Raw genomic sequence first — 18972 nt, 5'->3', positions numbered from 1 at the left:
TCGCTACGTCGCGCGACGGCCGGGGCAGGCGGGAACGGCGGGGCGGGCAGGTGCTGCGCGTCAGTGCGTGACGGGCGGCGCTGGCGGCGCCGGCGGCTTGATCGGCGGGCGCCGCAACGCGCGGCGGATCAGCGCGATCACGACCCCGCACGCGAACAGGAATGCGGCCGGCACGACCCAGTAGCCGACGAACGCGTGCCACAGAGAGCCGGCGAGCGTGTTGCGGCGCACGACGTATTCGTCGCGGGCTGCCTGCTGGCGTGGCGCGTTGGCGGCCAGCACGTCGGCCGGGCAGCCGGCCGCGCGCGCCGCGTCAGGATCGCCGTGGCACTTCGCGGCGGCGCCGGCCGCCTGCTGCGCATCGGTGAGCTGCCAGGTGGTCAGCGCGAGTTGCAGGTCGGCCTTGTTGTACGCCATTTCCTCGCGGATCTCGCGCACGGCGACGATCGCGACGGGCACGGCCCAGAACACGATCACGATCAGCCAGCGGCGGAACCAGCGGTGTTGTCTCCATGCCATCCATGCCTCCGTTTGACGCGGTGTGCGCGTCCGTCTCGAGGGCGGCCCGATGGCGCTTCTTGTACTTGGGTGGGCCGCGTTGCAGCCATCATAGAAGAAATCGCGGCGAATTGCCGCACCATGTGGCGGCATTTGTACGGCGTGCCGGGGAAGCGGGGCGGGCAGGACGGCGGAGCAGGTCGCGACGACGGCAGCGACGGTGCCGCCGGCCGGTGCAGCGACGCCTCCGGCGTCACCGGGCGCGTCGATGCGCGTGCAACGAAAACAAAAATGCCGCGCCCGCCGAAGCGGTGCGCGGCATTCGCGCGGGAGCGCCGGAACTCAGGCGGCCGGCTGGCTGCTCAGGCAGCTCTTCATGAACGCCTTGCGGTCGTCGCCCTTCTTGTCGGCGGCCTGCGTGTTGCACGCCTTCATCTTTTCCTGCTGCGACATCTTCTTCGCGGGCTTGGCCGACAGGCAGTCCTTCATGAACGCCTTGCGTTCATCGCCCGTCTTGCCGGCGGCCTGGGTGTTACAGGCCTTCATCTTGTCCTGCTGGCTGTTCGCCGCGAAAGCGGGGGAAGCCAGCATGCCGCCGAGAAGCACTGCGGCTACGAGCGATTGGATTTTCATTTCGACACTCCCATGGGGTGAATTGCGTTTTATATCGACGCCGTCACGAAGCCCGGCGCAACGGGAACAGGGCCACATCACGCCGCGCGCTCCGATTATGGCAAATCAATGTGAAAACACCAAAACGGCATTCCTATAACGCGGCGGGCGACGTGGCCGTTGACGGCGTGCGTCCCGCGGCGATCGGGACTAACCATGATGCGCAGCGTCCGGCGCCGGCCGTATCTACCGGATGCCGGCCGCGAGCCATTACAATCGCGGCCATGAATACTCCGAACCCCGCATCCCCTTCGTCCGCGCCGGCCCTGCCGCGCATCGCCGTACTCGCCACCGGCGGCACGATCGCCGGCGCCGCGCCCGACGCCGCCAGCACGGCCGGCTATCAGGCCGGCGCGCTCGGCGTCAATTTCCTGCTCGACGCGGTGCCGGCGCTCGCGTCGGTCGCGCGCATCGATGCCGAGCAGGTCGCCAGCATCGACAGCAAGGATCTCGCGCTGCCGCTGTGGAATACGCTCGCCGCGCGCATCGACGCGCTGATGGCCGATCCGGCGATCGACGGCATCGTGATCACCCACGGCACCGACACGCTCGAGGAAACCGCCTACGCGCTGCATCTGGTCGTGACCGGCGACAAGCCGGTCGTGCTGACGGCCGCGATGCGGCCGGCCACCGCGCTGTCGTCCGACGGCCCGCTGAACCTGCTGAACGCGGTGACCGTCGCCGCTCACCCGGCCGCGCGCGGGCAGGGCGTGCTCGTCGCGTTCAACAACCGGATCCACGGCGCGCGCGACGTCGTGAAGACGAGCACCTACGCGGTCGACGCGTTCCAGTCGCCGGAACTGGGTGCGCTCGGCTGGGTGCAGGACGGCCGCGTCGAATTCGCGCGCCGCGTGACGCGCTCGCGCGATGCGCGACTGGCGATCGCCGCGGCGTGGCCGCCGGTCGAAGTCGTCGCGAGCTATGCGGGCGTGACGCGCACGGCCGTCGATGCGCTCGTCGCGGCCGGCGTGCGCGGCCTCGTCGTTGCGGGCACCGGCAACGGTTCGATCCATGCGACGCTGCAGGCGGCGCTCGCCGATGCGGTGAAGGCGGGCGTCGCCGTGGTGCGTGCGTCGCGCGTCGGCTCGGGGCACGTGATGCGCAACGGTGCCGCGAACGACGACGCGCTCGGGTTCGTGAGCGCCGGGTCGCTGAGCCCGTTCAAGGCACGCGTGCTGCTGATGCTCGCGCTCGCGAACGGGATTCACGGGCGCGACGCGCTGCAACGCGCATTCGACACGCTGTGACCGCTGGCCGCCGATCGATTCCAGAAAGACGAAACCCCACGCTCCGAAAAACGTGGGGTTCGTCAGCAATCCGGGCAGGCCGTTGGCCTGCCTTTTTGCGTCAGTGCCGCGCGAATGCTCAGGACTGCGGAGGAATCACGAGCTTCTGGCCCGGATAGATCCGGTCCGGGCTCGACAGCATCGGCTTGTTCGCCTCGAAGATCGCCGGGTACTTGTTCGCGTCGCCGTACACTTCCTTGGCGATCGCCGACAGCGTGTCGCCCGGCTTCACGTCGTGGTACTGAACTTCCTGATCGTCCGGCTGCAGGTCGTCGTCGTTGACGCCCGCGACGCCTTGCACGTTGCCGGCCGCGACCTTGACCTTCGCCTTCGTGTCGAGATCGGCGACGCTGCCCGACAGCGTGACGGTGCGCGACGCGCCGTCGAACGCGACGCTCAGGTTCGACGTGTCGAGACCTTGCGTGCTGATGTAGTTCTTGATCGCGTCGGCCGCGGTCTGGTTCGCGGCATTCGGATCTTCCGCTGCTTGCGCATCGGCGTGACCCAGCAGTTTTTCACCCGCCTCTTTGATAAACGAAAGAAGACCCATCGCTGCACTCCCTAGGTGGTTGAAAAGAAAACGCGCCGTGAAGTGGCGAAAAAAACACCGCGCTGGGCGCGCTCACCGGAGGTGAACGCAAGCGCGGCGGTTTTCTCGAAAGGCGTGGCGAAAGTGTAGGCGTTCAGCGCGACGATTGCATGAAAAATCGCACGCTTGAACGTAAAGAAATGTAATACGCGAAATCCGACAGGCGGACACCCGACGACGACGTCTGACCGACCAAGGCTTCCCCGGCGCCGCCGGGTGCCGCTGCGGACCCCACCACGCCGCTCTCAGCCCAGAGCGGCGTTTTTCGCCCCGTCGCGCACGCGTTTCGGCGATACGCGGCGGGGCGCCCCACCGTGATGCGCGCATCGTCGCGCATCAATGCGACCGGCCGTGACCGGATCGCTTGTATTCGTCGCGCGCGTTCCGCCGTTGCAGCGAAACGCGCGTCGTTGCGTCCGCGTTACGCGGCCGGCGTCTGGCCGATCTCGAAGTTCGACATGATCTCGAGCGCACGCACGAGTGCCGAGTGATCCCATGCCTTGCCGCCGTGCGATGCGCACACGCTGAACAGCTGCTGCGCGCTCGCCGTATGCGGCAGCGCGAGGCCGAGCTTGCGTGCGCCGTCGAGCGCGAGGTTCAGGTCCTTCTGGTGCAGCTCGATGCGAAAGCCCGGATCGAACGTGCGCTTGGTCATGCGCGCGCCGTGTACTTCAAGAATGCGCGACGCGGCGAAGCCGCCCATCAGCGCTTGGCGCACGCGCTCCGGATCGGCGCCCGAGCGTGCGGCGAACAGCAGCGCTTCGCCGACCGCCTCGATGTTCAGCGCGACGATGATCTGGTTCGCGACCTTGCAGGTCTGGCCCGCGCCGTTCTCGCCGACGAGCGTGATGTTCTTGCCCATCTTCTCGAACAGCGGCTTCGCACGCTCGAACGCCTTCTCCGGGCCGCCGACCATGATCGTCAGCGTCGCTTCGCGCGCGCCGACTTCGCCGCCGGACACCGGCGCGTCGAGGTAGTCGCAGCCGAGCGCGTTGATCTGCTTCGCGAATTCCTGCGTGTCGAGCGGCGAGATCGAGCTCATATCGATCACGAGCTTGCCGGCGCTCAGGCCCTTCGCGACGCCGTCGTCGGCGAACAGCACGTTACGCACGTCGGGCGTGTCCGGCACCATCGAGATGATGATGTCGGCGTGCTGCGCGACTTCGGTCGAGTTCGCGACGACCTTCGCGCTCGCGCGCAGGTCGTCGGGAATCGGGAACGCACCGTTCACGACGAGCTGATGATCGCCCTTGAGCAGGTTGCGCGCCATGTGCGCGCCCATGATGCCGAGGCCGATGAAACCGATGGTTGCCATGTGAAAGTCTCCTATAGGGGCGAAAGGGAAGAGCGGATCTCAGGCGGCGCGACGCGCCGAGCCCGGTGCGCAGCCGGCGACGCTTTGCAGCCAGCCGAGCCCTTCCGTCGTGGTGGTGCGTGGCTTGTATTCGCAGCCGACGTAGCCGGCATAGCCGAGCCGGTCGAGCAGCGCGAACAGGAACGCGTAGTTGATCTCGCCCGTACCCGGCTCGTTGCGGCCCGGGTTGTCCGCGAGCTGGACGTGGCCGATCGAGGCGAGGTTGCGTTCGATCGTCGCGGCCAGTTCGCCTTCCATGCGCTGCATGTGATAAATGTCGTACTGCAGGAACAGGTTGTCCGAGCCGACCGCGCGGATCACGTCGAGTCCTTCCGACGAGCGGTTCAGCGCGAAGCCCGGGATGTCGAAGCTGTTGCACGGCTCGACCAGCAGGCGGATGCCTTCGCGCTTCAGCGCATCGGCGGCGAAGCGCAGGTTGTCGACGATCGTGACGAAGGTCTTGTCACGCGCGGTGCTCGCCGACGGGATGCCGACGAGGCAGTTCAGTTGCGGCACCTTGAGCGCCTTCGCGTACTCGATCGCACGGCCGACACCTTCCTGGAATTCGCCGACAAGATCGGGCAGGCACGCGATGCCGCGCTCGCCCTGGTCCCAGTTGCCGGCCGGCAGGTTGTGCAGCACGAGGCGCAGGCGGTGCGTCTCGAGCCGCTCGGCGAGTTCCTCTTTCGCGTACGGGTACGGGAACAGGAACTCGACGGCGTCGAAGCCCGCGTCCGCGGCCGCCTTGAAGCGGTCGAGGAACGGCACTTCGTTGAACAGCATGGTCAGGTTTGCAGCAAACTTCGGCATGAGCTAAGCCTCTTCGGTCGGTCAGTCAAAAAATGGCGTGCGGATCAGTCGAGCATCGAGATCGCGGTCGGCGCATGCTCGGCCTTCTCGGCGAGTTCCTCGAACTCGTTGATCGCGTCGATTTCGGTGCCCATCGAGATGTTCGTCACGCGCTCGAGGATCACTTCGACGACGACCGGCACGCTGAATTCTTCCGCGAGCGTTTGCGCCTGGCGCAGCGCCGGCTCGATCTCTTCCGGCTTGAATACGCGCAGCGCCTTGCAGCCGAGGCCTTCGGCCACCGCCACGTGATCGACGCCATAGCCGTTCAGTTCCGGTGCGTTGACGTTGTCGAACGCGAGCTGTACGCAGTAGTCCATGTCGAACGCGCGCTGGGCCTGGCGGATCAGGCCGAGGTACGAGTTGTTCACGACGACGTGCACGTACGGCAGCTTGAATTGCGCGCCGGCGGCCAGTTCCTCGATCATGAACTGGAAGTCGTAGTCGCCCGACAGCGCGACGATCGGACGGCGCGGGTCGGCCGCACGCACGCCGAGCGCGGCGGGGATCGTCCAGCCGAGCGGGCCGGCCTGGCCGCAGTTGATCCAGTTGCGTGCCTTGAACACGTGCAGGAACTGCGCGGCGGCGATCTGCGACAGGCCGATCGTGCTGACGTAGCAGGTATCGCGGCCGAACACCTTGTTCATCTCTTCGTACACGCGCTGCGGCTTGACCGGCACGTTGTCGAAATGGGTCTTGCGCTGCAGCGTCCGCTTGCGTTCCTGGCACTCGGACACCCACGCGCTGCGGTCCTTCAGCTTGCCGGCGGCCTTCCATTCCTGCGCGACCGCGACGAACAGCTCGAGTGCGGCCTTCGCGTCGGACACGATGCCGAGATCCGGGCCGAACACGCGGCCGATCTGCGTCGGTTCGATGTCGACGTGCACGAACTTGCGGCCCTTCGTATAGACCTCGACGCTGCCCGTGTGGCGGTTCGCCCAGCGGTTGCCGATGCCGAGCACGAAGTCGGACGCGAGCATCGTCGCGTTGCCGTAGCGATGCGACGTCTGCAGGCCGACCATGCCGGCCATCAGCGGGTGGTCGTCCGGAATCGCGCCCCACGACATCAGCGTCGGGATCACCGGCACGCCGATCGTTTCGGCGAATTGCACGAGCAGGTCTTCGGCCGCTGCGTTGAGCACGCCGCCGCCCGACACGATCAGCGGCTTGTCCGCGTCGTTGAGCATCGCGAGCGCCTTCTCGATCTGCGCGCGGGTCGCTGCGGGCTTGTAGACCGGCAGCGGTTCGTACGTGTCGATGTCGAACTCGATTTCGGCGAGCTGCACGTCGATCGGCAGGTCGACCAGCACCGGGCCCGGACGGCCCGAGCGCATCAGGTGGAACGCCTGCTGGAACACGCGCGGCACGAGCGCCGGCTCGCGCACGGTGACGGCCCACTTGGTGACGGGCTTCGCGATCGACTCGATGTCGACGGCCTGGAAGTCTTCCTTGTACAGGCGCGCACGCGGTGCCTGGCCCGTGATCGCGAGGATCGGAATCGAGTCGGCCGACGCGGAGTAGAGGCCGGTGATCATGTCGGTGCCGGCGGGGCCCGACGTGCCGATGCACACGCCGATGTTGCCCGGCGCGGCACGCGTGAAGCCTTCGGCCATGTGCGATGCGCCTTCGACGTGGCGCGCCAGCACGTGGCTGATGCCGCCCGACTTGCGCATCGCGGAATAGAACGGGTTGATTGCTGCGCCCGGCACGCCGAACGCGGTCTGGATGCCTTCCTTCTCGAGCACGAGTACGGCTGCGTCGACGGCTCTCATCTTGGCCATGAATGTCTCCTTGAATGTGCGGATCTTGCGAATCGGTCTGTTGGGAACACTTTAGGGACGCAAGAAAGGTTTGATAAGATCAGCCGAAGTCGCTTATTTCGAAACTAAAAGTATGGAATGACGGCCGGACGGGGCTTCCCGCCGGTGTCGGAGCCGGGACGGAGACGGGAAATGGATCGTTTCAAGCAGATCGAGACGTTCGTGCGGGTCGCGGACGCGGGCAGCCTCGCGGCGGCGGCGCTCGAGGAGGGCGTGTCGCCGGTGGTGCTCGGGCGGCGCATCGACGCGCTCGAGAAGCGCCTCGGCGTGAAGCTGATGTACCGCTCGACGCGCCGGCTGGTGGTCAGCGAGGAGGGCGCCGCGTTCCTCGAGCGCTGCCGCGGGCTGCTGTCCGAATGGGACCAGGCCGAGAACGAGCTGGCCGCCGGCCGGCGCGCGGTCAGCGGGCACCTGATCGTGTCCGCGCCGGCCGCGTTCGGCCGCAAGCACGTCGCGCCGCACGCGCCCGGTTTCCTCGTCGACAAGCCGGAAATGCAGCTGTCGTTCAACCTGACCGACCGCGTCGTGGATCTCGTGCGCGAAGGCTACGACCTGTCGATCCGGATCGGCGGCTCGGTCGATCCGAATTTCGTCGCGGTGAAGCTCGCGTCGAACCGGCGCGTCGTGTGCGGCACGCCCGCGTATTTCCGCAAGCACGGCCGGCCGAAGTCGCTCGACGACCTGCTGAAGCACAACTGTCTCGCGTTCAACCTGCAGGGCGGCCAGAACCGCGGCTGGTATTTCCAGCGCCACGGCAAGATCGTGACGATGCGGGTGGCCGGCAATCTCGACTGCAACGACGGCGAGCTGCTGCATCGCTGGGTCGCGGAAAGCCTCGGGCTCGGCTGGCGCTCGACCTGGGAAATCGCCGCGCAGCTCGAAACGGGCGAACTCGAAACCGTGCTCGACGAATACGCGCTGCCGGACTACGACATCCTCGCGGTCTATCCGCAGCAGCGCTACGTGCCCGCGCGCGTGCGCTACTTCATCGACTACCTGCGCGAAGCGTATGCGCGCCCCGGCTACTGGAACAGCACGCCGTAACGGGCGCGGCGGTTTCCGGCATTTTTTGCGCATCATCGGCTTCGTGCGGGAATAAACTCGACGCAGCGGCGGTAAGGTCATCGAGAGCGCCCGCTGCCGGTCTGTCCGGGCACCGGACGCGGAACGGGCGCGGCTTCGGCCGCCGGGACCAGGGAGGTCATGTGGGGCAAGCCGGACAGGCGGTCGACGAACGGGCGGAGGACGACGCGGTCGCGCGCGGCGAACGGTTTCGCGTGCTCGTGCTGCCGCATCTCGACGCCGCGTACAACCTCGCGCGCTGGCTGAGCGGCAATGCGGGCGACGCGGACGATGTCGTCCAGGACGCGTGCATGCGCGCGCTGCGTTTCGTCGACTCGTGCCGCGGCGACAACGCGCGGCCGTGGCTGCTGACGATCGTGCGCCACACCTGGTACACCGAGTGGCGCCGCCGCGCCCACGCGCACGAGGTCGCGCTGCCCGACACGCTCGACGACACGGAAGTGCCCGACGACTGGCAGCCGGCGACGGAGGATCCGCTCACGCACCTGTTGCGCGGCGAGAACGTGCGGCTGGTGAACGCGGCGCTCGCGAAGCTGCCGCCCGAGTACCGCGAGGTGCTGGTGCTGCGCGAGATGGAGGACCTGAGCTATCGCGAGATCGCGGCGATCGCCGACGTACCGGTCGGCACCGTGATGTCGCGACTCGCGCGCGGCCGGCGTCGGCTCGCCGCGCTGCTGGCCGGCACGCAGGCGCCGGCACCCGAACCCGCGCCGGGACGTGCGTCGGCAAGCGGAACCGCATCGGAGGCGATCGATGGACTGTAACGAAGCGCGCGCATTGCTGGACGCGGACGTCGACCGCGAGCTGTCGGCGCCCGATGCGTTGCGCGTCCAGCGGCATGTCGAAGGCTGCGACGCGTGCCGCCGCGAACGCGAGCGGATCGTCGCGCTCGGGCGCGCCGTGCGGCAGGCCGATTATCACCGCGCGCCGGAGGCGCTGCGCATGAGCATCCTCACGAGGCTGCCGACGGCGGCCGGCACGAACGCGCGCGGCCAGGCCCGCGCGGAACCGGCGCCGGACGACGCGGCGGCGCAGCCGCGGGCCCGGCCTCGGCCGACCGGTCGCCGCTGGTTCGCGTGGCTGGGCGGGCGCGGCGCGGCGGTTCGCCCGGCGTCGACCGGACCGGGGGCGGGCGTCGCCGCGCTGCCCGGGCTCGGCTGGGGCGTCGCGCTGCTGGTCGCGCTCGCGGCGGCGGCCGGGATGGCGCTGTCCGCCCGCCACGCCGCAACCGACCAGACGGTCGACGAACTGGTCGCGAGCCACGTGCGCGCCGGCCTGTCGGCGCGCGACATCGACGTGATCTCGACCGACCGGCATACGGTCAAGCCGTGGTTCAACGGCCGGCTCGACTATGCGCCGCCGGTCGAGGACCTGTCGGCGAGCGGCTTCCCGCTCGCGGGCGGCCGGCTCGACTACGTCGGGCGGCGCCGCGTCGCGGTGCTCGTGTACCGCTATCGTCAGCACGTGATCGACGTGTACGTGCAGCCGGCAGGCGTCGGGCGGGAGGCCGCGCCGTACGCGACCGTGTCGCAGGGCTACGCGCTCGACCGCTGGCAGGCGGTCGGGATGACGTGGTGGGCCGTGACCGACGCCGAGCCGTCGGCGCTGGTCGCGTTCAGGACGGCGCTCGACGCGCGGCTGGGCGGGGCGCGCGGCGAGTGACGGCGGCCCGCGTCGCCGGCCCGCAAGCGCGCGCCCGACACTCCGCCCCCATTTCCGAACGGTCGCGCCGACGGCTGCTTCAGCTGCCCGCGCCATTCAAGTCGTTGAAAACATGGCCGAATCCGGTCGGGAATCGTCGATCGGTGTTGCATGCGCCCCGTATCCGGGTTAGAATCTTCGGCTTCTCACTTGCCACACCGGTTCAGACGCCCGGGTGGCTTTAATCCACAAGGAGTGTGTAATGCGTCATTACGAAATCGTATTCATCGTGCACCCCGATCAGAGCGAGCAAGTGCCCGCGATGATCGAGCGTTACAAGACCACGATCACGACGCACGGCGGCCAGATCCACCGTGTCGAAGACTGGGGCCGTCGCCAGCTGGCCTACATGATCGAGAAACTCGCGAAGGCTCACTACGTCTGCATGAACATCGAGTGCGACCAGACGACGCTCGACGAACTCGAACACGCGTTCAAGTTCAACGACGCCGTGCTGCGCCACCTCATCGTCAAGATGAAGAAGGCCGAGACCGGCCCGTCGCCGATGATGAAGGAAGTTCAGCGCGAAGAAGCCAAGAAGGCGGCTGCAGCTCAGCCGACCGAAGCGCAGGCTTAAGTTCGTCACTCATTAAGCCATCAAGGAGCGCGTCACTCACGTGAACAGGTTGCAATTGACGGCGAGCGTCGTCGAACGCGCACCGGTGCGATATACGCCGGCGGGTGTTCCGATCGCAAGCGCCACGTTGCATCACCGCACGGAAGTCGTCGAAGCAGGCATTCCCCGTCAGGTCGAAATGACGATCGAGGCGGTGGCGGCCGGTGAGGCGAGCGGCAAGCTGGAAAGTCGTGAAATGGGCGTCGAAACGCTGTTCACGGGCTTCCTGGCAAAGAAGAGCCGCAACGCGAGAACCTTGGTGTTTCACATCACTGCATTGCAGGACATAGGAAAGGACTGAAATCATGGCCCGCCCGACTGGTAAGAAATTCGACAAGCGTCGTCAGCAACAAAACCCGCTCTTCAAGCGCAAGAAGTTCTGCCGTTTCACGGCTGCCGGCGTCGAGCAGATCGACTACAAGGACACGGAAACGCTGAAGGACTTCATCGGCGAAAACGGCAAGATCACGCCGGCTCGTCTGACGGGTACGAAGGCGCACTATCAGCGTCAGCTCGACACGGCAATCAAGCGTGCGCGTTTCCTCGCGCTGCTGCCGTACACCGATCAGCACAAGGCGTAACTCGGCGACGCCATAAGGAGAATTCGAATGCAAATCATTCTGTTGGAAAAAGTCGCCAATCTGGGCAACCTCGGCGATATCGTCAAGGTCAAGGACGGTTACGCTCGCAACTTCCTGATCCCGAACCGCAAGGCTCGCCGTGCAACGAAGGAAGCGATCGCCGAATTCGAAGTTCGCCGCGCTGAACTCGAAAAGATCGCTGCTGAAAAGCTGGCGGCATCGCAGGCAGTCGGCGAGAAGCTGAACGGCCAGTCGTTCGAAATCACGCAGAAGTCGGGCGTCGACGGCCGTCTGTTCGGCTCGGTCACGAACGGCGACGTCGCGGAACTGCTGAAGAAGGCAGGTTTCGAAGTCGAGAAGCTGCAAGTTCGCATGCCGGAAGGCCCGCTGAAGATGATCGGCGAGCACGTCGTTCAGATCGCGCTGCACACGGACGTCGTCGTCGACGTCACGATCAACGTGATCGGCGACCACGCGTAAGCGTATGCAAGCATTCCGGGCGGCTTCCGTCGTCCGGACAAGGGCAGGCGCCCGGGCAACCGGGGCCTGCCTTTTTTATTGCCCGATCGCCGGAGCGGTAGCGCTGCTGCGATCTATTCGCGATAATCCCAACCCATGAACGCGCCGCAAGATCCTCAAATCGAATCGCTGAAAGTCCCGCCGCATTCGGTCGAAGCCGAGCAGTCGGTGCTCGGCGGCCTGTTGCTCGACAACGCGGCATGGGACCGGATTGCCGACTTCCTGTCGCAGGGCGACTTCTATCGCTACGACCACCGGATCATCTACGAGCACATCGGCCGGCTGATCGCGTCGACGCGCCCGGCCGACGTCGTGACCGTGTACGAAGCGCTGACCACGTCCGGCAAGGCCGACGACGTCGGCGGCCTCGCGTACCTGAACGCCCTCGCGCAGAACACGCCGAGCGCCGCGAACATCCGCCGCTACGCGGAAATCGTGCGCGACCGTGCGGTGCTGCGCCGGCTCGTGTCGGTCGCCGACGAAATCTCGGCCGACGCGTTCAATCCGCAGGGCAAGGAAGTTCGCCAGCTGCTCGACGAGGCCGAGTCGAAGGTGTTCTCGATCGCCGAAGAGGGCGCGCGCGGCAACCAGGGCTTCCTCGAGATCGGGCCGCTGCTCACGCAGGTCGTCGAGCGCATCGACACGCTGTATCACACCGCGAACCCGAGTGACGTCACGGGCACGCCGACGGGCTTCGTCGATCTCGACCGGATGACGTCCGGGATGCACGGCGGCGAACTGATCATCGTTGCCGGAAGACCGTCAATGGGAAAAACGGCCTTTTCCATGAACATCGGCGAATACGTCGCTGTCGAGTACGGGCTGCCGGTCGCGGTGTTCTCGATGGAAATGCCGGGCACCCAGCTCGTGATGCGTATGCTCGGCTCGATCGGTCGGCTCGACCAGCACCGGATGCGTACCGGCCGGCTGACCGACGAGGACTGGCCGAAGCTGACGCACGCGGTGCAGAAGATGAGCGAGGCGCAGCTCTTCATCGACGAGACGGGCGGCCTGAACCCGATGGAATTGCGCTCGCGCGCGCGGCGTCTCGCACGTCAGTGCGGCAAGCTCGGCCTGATCATCGTCGACTACCTGCAGCTGATGTCGGGTTCGTCGCAGGGCGAGAACCGTGCGACCGAAATTTCCGAAATCTCGCGATCGCTGAAGAGCCTGGCAAAGGAGCTGGACGTGCCGGTGATCGCGCTGTCGCAGCTGAACCGCGGGCTGGAGCAGCGTCCGAACAAGCGTCCGGTGATGTCGGACTTGCGTGAATCGGGCGCAATCGAACAGGACGCGGACGTGATCCTGTTCATCTACCGTGACGAGGTCTACAACCCGGACAGCCCGGACAAGGGCACGGCCGAAATCATCATCGGCAAGCAGCGTAACGGCCCGATCGGGCCCGTTCGGCTCACGTTTCTGGGTCAATACACGAAGTTCGACAATTTTGCGGGGGCGCAGAACTTCTACGGCGAGTAACACTTCTACGCCGGTTGTAAACCCTTATTTCGCCAAGCGTTGTATCCAATCCCGGCGCGCGCATATGCGCGCGTCGCGGCGCAACCGAAAACGGTACAATATCGCCCGTTTTCGTGACAGTCGTTTGACAATCTCTCAGGAATCCCATGTTCGGTCGATTCATGCCCACCGAGGGCAAGTTCTTTGAACTCTTCAACGCGCACGCGAAGCACATCGTTTCCGGTGGCCGCGAGCTCGAACTGCTGATCGACAATCTCGCCGACGCCGAGATTCACAAGCAAAACGTGCAGACCGCCGAGAAGGCCGCTGACAAGCTGACGCATGAAGCGATCGATCTGCTGCACAAGACCTTCATCACGCCGCTCGATCGCGACGAGATCCACAAGCTGATCACGACGATGGACGACATCCTCGACCTGATGGAAGACGTCGCGACGGCCGTGTCGCTGTATGACGTGCAGTCCGTCACGTCCGAGGCGAGCCAGCTCGCGCACATCGTCACGCAGTCGGCGCAGCACGTGCAGCAGGCCGTCGGATTGCTGTCCGACATGAAGCAGTCGGCACAGATCCTCAAGCAGTGCGAGGAGATCGACCGCTGGGAGTCGGAGGCCGATCGCGTGCTGCGCGCGGCGATGTCGAAGCTGTTCCGCGAGGAAGACGACGTGAAGACGCTCATCAAGCTGAAGGCGATCTACGAACTGCTCGAAGAGATCACCGACAAGTGCGAGGACGTCGCGAACATCATCGAAGGCATCGTGCTGGAAAACGCCTGAGCGGACCACGATGCATTCGATACAACTCGCCCTATGGATGGTCGCGACGCTGGTGCTCGTCGCGCTCGTATTCGACTTCATGAACGGCTTCCACGACGCGGCGAACTCGATCGCCACCGTCGTGTCGACCGGGGTGCTGAAGCCCCAGCAAGCCGTGGTGTTCGCGGCCGCGTTCAACGTGATCGCGTATTTCATCTTCCACCTGAAAGTCGCGCAGACGGTCGGTAAAGGCACGATCGATCCCGAGATCGTCGACCACTATGTCGTGTTCGGCGCGCTGGTCGGCGCGATCGGCTGGAACGTGATCACGTGGTACTACGGGATTCCGTCGAGCTCGTCGCACGCGCTGATCGGCGGCCTCGTCGGCGCGGCGCTCGCGAAGTCGGGCTGGAGCTCGCTGAACATCGACGGTCTGCTGAAGACGATTGCGTTCATCTTCATTTCGCCGCTGCTCGGCTTCATCCTCGGCTCGCTGTTCATGCTCGGCGTGTCGTGGCTGTACTTCCGCACCGCACCCAGCAAGGTCGACCGGCGCTTCCGGCGGCTCCAGCTGCTGTCGGCCGGCCTGTACAGCCTGGGCCACGGCGGCAACGACGCACAGAAGACGATCGGCATCATCTGGATGCTGCTGATCGCGTCGGGCTATGCGTCGGCGACGTCCGATGCGCCGCCCGCGTGGGTGATCGGCGCGTGCTACCTGTCGATGGGGCTCGGCACGCTGTTCGGCGGCTGGCGCATCGTGCGCACGATGGGCCAGAAGATCACGAAGCTCAAGCCGGTCGGCGGTTTCTGTGCCGAAAGCGGCGGGGCGATCACGCTGTTCATCGCGTCGTTCCTCGGCATTCCGGTGTCGACCACGCACACGATCACCGGTGCGATCGTCGGCGTCGGCGCCACGCAGAAGCTGTCGGCCGTCCGCTGGGGCGTCGCCGGCAACATCGTCTGGGCGTGGGTGCTGACGCTGCCGGCGGCCGCGCTGTTCGCGGCCGGCGGATGGTGGCTCGGGCACCAGATCTTCTGATATCGACGCTGTCGGGTCGACACGCGCAATGCGCCGCACACCGAAAGGTTGCGGCGCATTTTCTTTGCGCGGTCGGGAAAGGGGCGGCGCACGGCGGGGCCGCCGCCGGGGATGCGCCGGATCAGTAACTGCCGTTCGCGAAGCGGGCGATCGGATCGTCCGCGGTGCCGGTGCGCGGGCTGACCGGCGCGGATTGCGTCGAAGCGCGCAACACTTGCACGGGCTCGGTGTCGCGCAGCGACGGCGCGGCGGCCGCGGGCGGCGGTTCCGCGTCGAACGCGGCAGCCTGGGCGGCCGTCAGCGCGGTGGTCGGAATCTGCGTGCCGGTCTCGGTGGGGCCAGTCGGCCGCGGATTCGCCGTCGTGGCGGTCATGTCGCCATTCACGGAGGTTGCCTGCTGCTGCGCGGTCAGCACGCGCGGCGGCGGTTCGTACGGATCGGCGGCGGGGGCGGTTGCCGCGGCCGTCGGAGCAACTGCCGCGGTCGAGACGACCGGCGCGGGCGAAGGCGCGACGCCCGCCTGAGACGCGGCATACGCAGAGGCTGGCCGCCGCGACGCGGCTGCCGCGACGACCGGTGCCGCCGCCGGCGCATCGCGCCGAGCCTCGTAGGTCGGCGCATCGAACGGCCCGGGCGCACCGCGCGGCGGCGCGACGCGGCGAATGCCGTCGAAGCGCTTGGCCCAGTACGGGTTCGTCAGGTAGTCGAGCCGCACGGTGCCGCCGGTCGACGGCGCGTTGACGAAACGCAGCTTGCCGACATAGATGCCGACGTGCGAATGCGGGCGTCCGGTCGTATTGAAGAAGATCAGGTCGCCCGGCGCGACCTGGTCGGGGTCGATCGACACGCCGCGGCTGCTCATGTCGGCGGTCGTGCGCGGCAGGTCCACGTCGGCCGCGCGGCCGATCACGTAGCGCACCAGGCCGCTGCAGTCGAAGCCGCTCGTCGGCGTGTTGCCACCCCAGCGGTACGGCACGCCGACCAGGCTCATCGCCTGGATCGAGATCTCTTCCTGGCCGACGCTGTGGTCGACGAATTTCGGGAAATTGGCGGGTGCCGGGAAGGCGCGCGGCGTCGTGATCTTCATGCCGGAGGTGCGCGAGGCCGACTGCGGCGGCACGCTGGAGCAGGCCGCGAGCAGTGAAACGACGGCGACGGGAACCCAGATTCGAAGCATGACAAGGCGGACGAGCGCGGCGCGCTCGCGAATCGTATGACAACAGACAGACCCGATGGTAGACGTTCCGGCGGGGCTTAGGCAACCATTCCTGAGAATTTACTTGAAGTTTCGCGTGTAAGTGAGGTTGTTGCGTAACGAAGCATGACCAACGTTTCAGACCCCAAAAATGAAAACGGCGCTCCGGAAACCGGAGCGCCGCGTGGCGTCGGAGGCCGGCGGCAGCCGGCGTATCGCGTTACAGGATGTCCGACGCGTAGTCGGCGAGCCGCGAGCGTTCGCCGCGCGCGAGCGTCACGTGGCCGCTGTGGCCCCAGCCCTTGAAGCGGTCGACGACGTAGGTCAGGCCCGAGCTGCCTTCGGTCAGGTAAGGCGTGTCGATCTGCGCGATGTTGCCGAGGCACACGATCTTCGTGCCCGGGCCCGCGCGCGTCACGAGCGTCTTCATCTGTTTCGGCGTCAGGTTCTGCGCTTCGTCGATGATCAGGTACTTGTCGACGAACGTGCGGCCGCGCATGAAGTTCATGCTCTTCACCTTCAGGCGCGAACGGATCAGCTCCTGCGTCGCCGCACGGCCCCATTCGCCGGCTGCGTCGTCGGTTTTCTGCAGCACTTCGAGGTTGTCGTCGAATGCACCCATCCACGGCTGCATCTTCTCTTCCTCGGTGCCGGGCAGGAAACCGATGTCCTCGCCGACGGGCACGGTCGCGCGCGTCACGATGATCTCGTTGTAGCGCTTGTCGTCGAGCACCTGCGCGAGGCCGGCCGCGAGCGCGACGAGCGTCTTGCCGGTGCCGGCCTGGCCGAGCAGCGTGACGAAGTCGATCTCGGGGTTCATCAGCAGGTTCAGCGCGAAGTTCTGCTCGCGGTTGCGCGCGGTGATGCCCCACACGTTGTTCTTGTGATGGCTGTAGTCGCGCAGCGTCTGCAGCAGCGCCGTCTTGCCGTTCAGCTCGCGCACGATCGCGTGGAACGTCGGCTCGCCGTTCTGCGGCTCGAGATAGACGAACTCGTTGACGAGCATCGACCCGCAGAGCGGGCCCGTCACGCGGTAGTACGTGGTGCCCGTCTTCGTGTCCTGCCAGCTCTCCATCCCCTTCGCGTGTTTCGTCCAGAAGTCCTGCGGCAATTCGCGCACGCCGCTATAGAGGAGATCCTTGTCCTCGAGGACCTGGTCGTTGAAGTAGTCTTCCGCGGGCAGGCCGAGCGCATGCGCCTTGATCCGCATGTTGATGTCTTTCGACACCAGCACGACCTGGCGGTCCGGCCGGTCGCGCTGCAGCGCGCGCACGACGCCGAGGATCTGGTTGTCGGCCTTGCCTGCGGGCAGGCCTTCGACCGGCGCGATGTCCGCGAGCCTGGTCTGGAAGTAGAGGCGGCCGAGCGCCTCGCGGCTGCCGAGACGCGACAGCGGAATGCCGTCGGAGATCGGGCCGCCGTCGGCGACCAGCGCGTCGAGCGTGCGGCTCACCTGGCGCGCGTTGCGCGCGACTTCGGACATCCCCTTCTTGTGGTTGTCGAGTTCCTCGAGCGTCATCATCGGCAGATAGACGTCGTGTTCCTCGAAGCGGAAGAGGCTGCTCGGGTCGTGCATCAGCACGTTGGTGTCGAGCACGAACAGCTTCTGCAATTCGGCTTCGGCCGGCTTGCGGCTGCGCGACTTCGTCGCGGCGCCGGCATCGCGTGCGCTCGCGGTGGTCGGCTTGCCGGCCGCGGGCTTGTCGTTGCGTGCGACGACCGGCGCGGCGGGGGCCGCCGGTTCGACCGGTGCCGGCATCGGCTGCAGCAGCGCGGCCGTCTGTCTGGTCTTGCGACCGCGGGCGGGCGTGCCCGCGGCTTCTTGCGTCGACGCCGCGACGGCGCGCAGCGGCGCGGCCGTGTTCGCGGCTTCGGTCATCGGTTGGGCCACGCTGGCCGGGCCATATTCTCCGGCTGTGGAGGCGTCCCCTTCGGCGGATTTCTTCGCGGCTTTCGCGGGCCGCGCTTTCGCCTTGTATTCATCGGGCGGCAGCAGGCTGCCGAGCTTGCTGGGGGCAGTAGGCAAAGGCATGGTGTCCCTCGGGAGGAATCGTGTCGCATGGCGTGCGCCGCTGATCGCATCCTGCGTGACGTGGAAGGTGCATGCAGTTTGCGCGCGGTGGCGCACAGGAATTTCGTCTAGCCGGTTCGCCTAAGTGTCGATCAGCTCCTTGACGGGGTGAGGGGCCGGACCGAGAGCCGGCGCGCAGTCCATAAAAAAAGCCGCTGCCCCGTGGACCGGGACATGCGGCTGGCTGATACCGTCGTGATGCGCGTCAGGTGCCGGAAAGCATCGCAACGGGCACCGGCGCAGCTACGAGAAATATGGAGCGAACTGGCATTCATTGCGGCCCAATATAACGCGCCTCAAAGCGCTTGTACAGCACTTAGCACGTCGTCCACGTGACCGGGTACCTTGATGCCGCGCCATGCCTGGCGAAGCACACCGTCGGCGTCGATCAGGAACGTCGAACGCTCGATTCCGCGCACTTCCTTGCCATACATTTTCTTCATCTTGATGACATCGAACAGCGCGCACAGCGCCTCGTCGGCATCGGAAATCAGCGGGAACGGCAGTTCGAGCTTCGCCTTGAAATTGTCATGCGAGCGCAAGCTGTCGCGCGACACGCCGATGATTTCGGCACCGGCCTTCTTGAACTTCGGATAGAGATCGCGGAACTGCAGGCCTTCGGTCGTGCAGCCCGGCGTGTTGTCCTTCGGATAGAAATACAGGACGAGCTTCTTGCCCTTGAGGTCGGACAGCGAAATGTCGCCGCCCGTCGCCGGTGCGGTGAAATCGGGAACTTGACGGTCAACTTCGACGGACACGTGTTTCTCCTGTTGTTATGGAAAGGCGCCGCTCGGGCGGCGCGGTTCGGCGGGGCGTCGCGGCGGCACGCCGCAAGGGCAGGGCAGGCGGCGCGGGCGCGCGCGAA

The 18972-nt window shown here is 66.4% G+C and carries 20 protein-coding genes and 1 pseudogene; 12 read left to right on the top strand and 9 right to left on the bottom strand.

What is annotated here, in order from left to right; all coding sequences use genetic code 11:
* Window positions 1-60: 60 nt before the first annotated feature.
* On the bottom strand, window positions 61-519 hold the full coding sequence (locus tag NQV17_RS08535) for a hypothetical protein (RefSeq protein WP_257771417.1): 459 nt from the start codon (window positions 517-519) through the stop codon (window positions 61-63).
* Between the two features lie 321 nt (window positions 520-840).
* Window positions 841-1131, bottom strand: coding sequence for a PsiF family protein (locus NQV17_RS08530; RefSeq protein WP_044843641.1), 291 nt, complete (start codon window positions 1129-1131; stop codon window positions 841-843).
* A 263-nt stretch (window positions 1132-1394) separates the two neighbouring features.
* Between NQV17_RS08530 and NQV17_RS08525 the strand changes: the two genes are divergently transcribed.
* Window positions 1395-2417 carry an asparaginase gene (locus tag NQV17_RS08525; protein ID WP_257771414.1) on the top strand — a complete coding sequence of 341 codons (1023 nt, stop codon included), beginning with the start codon at window positions 1395-1397 and terminating at the stop codon, window positions 2415-2417.
* A gap of 118 nt (window positions 2418-2535) precedes the next feature.
* Here the strand turns inward: NQV17_RS08525 and lysM are convergent, their stop codons facing one another.
* From lysM to gcl, 4 genes are all read right to left on the bottom strand, one after another.
* The gene (lysM, locus tag NQV17_RS08520) at window positions 2536-3006 is read right to left on the bottom strand and encodes a peptidoglycan-binding protein LysM (RefSeq protein WP_124570146.1); all 471 of its coding nucleotides are present in this window, start codon (window positions 3004-3006) and stop codon (window positions 2536-2538) included.
* A 460-nt stretch (window positions 3007-3466) separates the two neighbouring features.
* Window positions 3467-4360, bottom strand: a complete 894-nt coding sequence (locus NQV17_RS08515) for a 2-hydroxy-3-oxopropionate reductase (protein ID WP_124486267.1) — start codon at window positions 4358-4360, stop codon at window positions 3467-3469.
* 39 nt (window positions 4361-4399) lie between these two features.
* A complete protein-coding gene (gene hyi / locus NQV17_RS08510) occupies window positions 4400-5209 on the bottom strand; it encodes a hydroxypyruvate isomerase (protein ID WP_257771409.1) in 810 nt (269 codons plus the stop codon).
* 44 nt (window positions 5210-5253) lie between these two features.
* Complete coding sequence (gene gcl / locus NQV17_RS08505; RefSeq protein WP_044843636.1) at window positions 5254-7029, bottom strand: glyoxylate carboligase; 1776 nt, start codon at window positions 7027-7029, stop codon at window positions 5254-5256.
* A gap of 171 nt (window positions 7030-7200) precedes the next feature.
* Here gcl and NQV17_RS08500 point away from each other — a divergent pair, with 171 nt between their 5' ends.
* The 10 genes from NQV17_RS08500 (at window position 7201) to NQV17_RS08455 (ending at window position 14841) form a co-directional block, all read left to right on the top strand.
* Entirely contained in the window at window positions 7201-8112 is a 912-nt protein-coding gene (locus NQV17_RS08500; RefSeq protein ID WP_124520202.1) for a LysR family transcriptional regulator, read from the top strand.
* Window positions 8113-8273: 161 nt separating this feature from the next.
* Window positions 8274-8915, top strand: coding sequence for an RNA polymerase sigma factor (locus NQV17_RS08495; RefSeq protein WP_044843634.1), 642 nt, complete (start codon window positions 8274-8276; stop codon window positions 8913-8915).
* Window positions 8905-9813, top strand: a complete 909-nt coding sequence (locus NQV17_RS08490; protein WP_257771403.1) for an anti-sigma factor — start codon at window positions 8905-8907, stop codon at window positions 9811-9813. Before NQV17_RS08495 ends, NQV17_RS08490 begins: the two co-directional genes overlap by 11 nt.
* Window positions 9814-10054: 241 nt before the next feature.
* The gene (rpsF, locus tag NQV17_RS08485) at window positions 10055-10429 is read left to right on the top strand and encodes a 30S ribosomal protein S6 (RefSeq protein ID WP_006755436.1); all 375 of its coding nucleotides are present in this window, start codon (window positions 10055-10057) and stop codon (window positions 10427-10429) included.
* 40 nt (window positions 10430-10469) lie between these two features.
* Window positions 10470-10769 (top strand): primosomal replication protein N, encoded by a 300-nt coding sequence (gene priB / locus NQV17_RS08480; RefSeq protein ID WP_006486250.1) that lies wholly within the window; start codon window positions 10470-10472, stop codon window positions 10767-10769.
* Between the two features lie 4 nt (window positions 10770-10773).
* Complete coding sequence (rpsR, locus tag NQV17_RS08475; protein ID WP_004193360.1) at window positions 10774-11049, top strand: 30S ribosomal protein S18; 276 nt, start codon at window positions 10774-10776, stop codon at window positions 11047-11049.
* A 27-nt stretch (window positions 11050-11076) separates the two neighbouring features.
* On the top strand, window positions 11077-11529 hold the full coding sequence (gene rplI / locus NQV17_RS08470; protein WP_059449913.1) for a 50S ribosomal protein L9: 453 nt from the start codon (window positions 11077-11079) through the stop codon (window positions 11527-11529).
* 135 nt (window positions 11530-11664) lie between these two features.
* Entirely contained in the window at window positions 11665-13047 is a 1383-nt protein-coding gene (locus NQV17_RS08465; RefSeq protein WP_044847233.1) for a replicative DNA helicase, read from the top strand.
* A 146-nt stretch (window positions 13048-13193) separates the two neighbouring features.
* Window positions 13194-13820, top strand: coding sequence for a DUF47 domain-containing protein (locus NQV17_RS08460; protein WP_044847234.1), 627 nt, complete (start codon window positions 13194-13196; stop codon window positions 13818-13820).
* Between the two features lie 10 nt (window positions 13821-13830).
* Complete coding sequence (locus tag NQV17_RS08455; RefSeq protein WP_044847235.1) at window positions 13831-14841, top strand: inorganic phosphate transporter; 1011 nt, start codon at window positions 13831-13833, stop codon at window positions 14839-14841.
* A gap of 121 nt (window positions 14842-14962) precedes the next feature.
* Here the strand turns inward: NQV17_RS08455 and NQV17_RS08450 are convergent, their stop codons facing one another.
* Together NQV17_RS08450 and NQV17_RS08445 are read right to left on the bottom strand one after the other, a co-directional pair.
* On the bottom strand, window positions 14963-16018 hold the full coding sequence (locus NQV17_RS08450; protein ID WP_257771393.1) for a C40 family peptidase: 1056 nt from the start codon (window positions 16016-16018) through the stop codon (window positions 14963-14965).
* 238 nt (window positions 16019-16256) lie between these two features.
* On the bottom strand, window positions 16257-18068 hold the full coding sequence (locus NQV17_RS08445) for a PhoH family protein (RefSeq protein ID WP_257771391.1): 1812 nt from the start codon (window positions 18066-18068) through the stop codon (window positions 16257-16259).
* On the opposite strand from NQV17_RS08445, the pseudogene NQV17_RS37925 reads away from it, so the two are divergent.
* Window positions 18018-18211 (top strand): annotated as a pseudogene (locus NQV17_RS37925) (hypothetical protein). The gene NQV17_RS08445 and the pseudogene NQV17_RS37925 overlap by 51 nt on opposite strands.
* Window positions 18212-18403: 192 nt before the next feature.
* Here NQV17_RS37925 and NQV17_RS08440 read toward each other — a convergent pair.
* The gene (locus tag NQV17_RS08440; RefSeq protein WP_174930911.1) at window positions 18404-18865 is read right to left on the bottom strand and encodes a peroxiredoxin; all 462 of its coding nucleotides are present in this window, start codon (window positions 18863-18865) and stop codon (window positions 18404-18406) included.
* Window positions 18866-18972: the final 107 nt, after the last annotated feature.

Origin of the sequence: Burkholderia sp. SCN-KJ (genome assembly GCF_024656005.1) — a bacterium.
GTDB lineage: Bacteria > Pseudomonadota > Gammaproteobacteria > Burkholderiales > Burkholderiaceae > Burkholderia.
Note: the sequence above shows the minus strand (reverse complement) of the source record. Positions and strands in the feature narration are given on the sequence as shown.

Excerpts from the sequence above, each read along its gene's own strand:
- NQV17_RS08490 (WP_257771403.1), top strand. The coding sequence starts at position 8,905 with ATGGACTGTAACGAAGCGCGCGCATTGCTGGACGCGGACGTCGACCGC.
- NQV17_RS08535 (WP_257771417.1), bottom strand. The coding sequence starts at position 519 with ATGGCATGGAGACAACACCGCTGGTTCCGCCGCTGGCTGATCGTGATC.
- rpsR (WP_004193360.1), top strand. The coding sequence starts at position 10,774 with ATGGCCCGCCCGACTGGTAAGAAATTCGACAAGCGTCGTCAGCAACAA.
- NQV17_RS08450 (WP_257771393.1), bottom strand. The coding sequence starts at position 16,018 with ATGCTTCGAATCTGGGTTCCCGTCGCCGTCGTTTCACTGCTCGCGGCC.
- lysM (WP_124570146.1), bottom strand. The coding sequence starts at position 3,006 with ATGGGTCTTCTTTCGTTTATCAAAGAGGCGGGTGAAAAACTGCTGGGT.
- NQV17_RS08530 (WP_044843641.1), bottom strand. The coding sequence starts at position 1,131 with ATGAAAATCCAATCGCTCGTAGCCGCAGTGCTTCTCGGCGGCATGCTG.
- NQV17_RS08460 (WP_044847234.1), top strand. The coding sequence starts at position 13,194 with ATGTTCGGTCGATTCATGCCCACCGAGGGCAAGTTCTTTGAACTCTTC.
- rplI (WP_059449913.1), top strand. The coding sequence starts at position 11,077 with ATGCAAATCATTCTGTTGGAAAAAGTCGCCAATCTGGGCAACCTCGGC.
- NQV17_RS08525 (WP_257771414.1), top strand. The coding sequence starts at position 1,395 with ATGAATACTCCGAACCCCGCATCCCCTTCGTCCGCGCCGGCCCTGCCG.
- NQV17_RS08500 (WP_124520202.1), top strand. The coding sequence starts at position 7,201 with ATGGATCGTTTCAAGCAGATCGAGACGTTCGTGCGGGTCGCGGACGCG.
- NQV17_RS08515 (WP_124486267.1), bottom strand. The coding sequence starts at position 4,360 with ATGGCAACCATCGGTTTCATCGGCCTCGGCATCATGGGCGCGCACATG.
- NQV17_RS08465 (WP_044847233.1), top strand. The coding sequence starts at position 11,665 with ATGAACGCGCCGCAAGATCCTCAAATCGAATCGCTGAAAGTCCCGCCG.
- rpsF (WP_006755436.1), top strand. The coding sequence starts at position 10,055 with ATGCGTCATTACGAAATCGTATTCATCGTGCACCCCGATCAGAGCGAG.
- hyi (WP_257771409.1), bottom strand. The coding sequence starts at position 5,209 with ATGCCGAAGTTTGCTGCAAACCTGACCATGCTGTTCAACGAAGTGCCG.
- NQV17_RS08455 (WP_044847235.1), top strand. The coding sequence starts at position 13,831 with ATGCATTCGATACAACTCGCCCTATGGATGGTCGCGACGCTGGTGCTC.
- gcl (WP_044843636.1), bottom strand. The coding sequence starts at position 7,029 with ATGGCCAAGATGAGAGCCGTCGACGCAGCCGTACTCGTGCTCGAGAAG.
- NQV17_RS08445 (WP_257771391.1), bottom strand. The coding sequence starts at position 18,068 with ATGCCTTTGCCTACTGCCCCCAGCAAGCTCGGCAGCCTGCTGCCGCCC.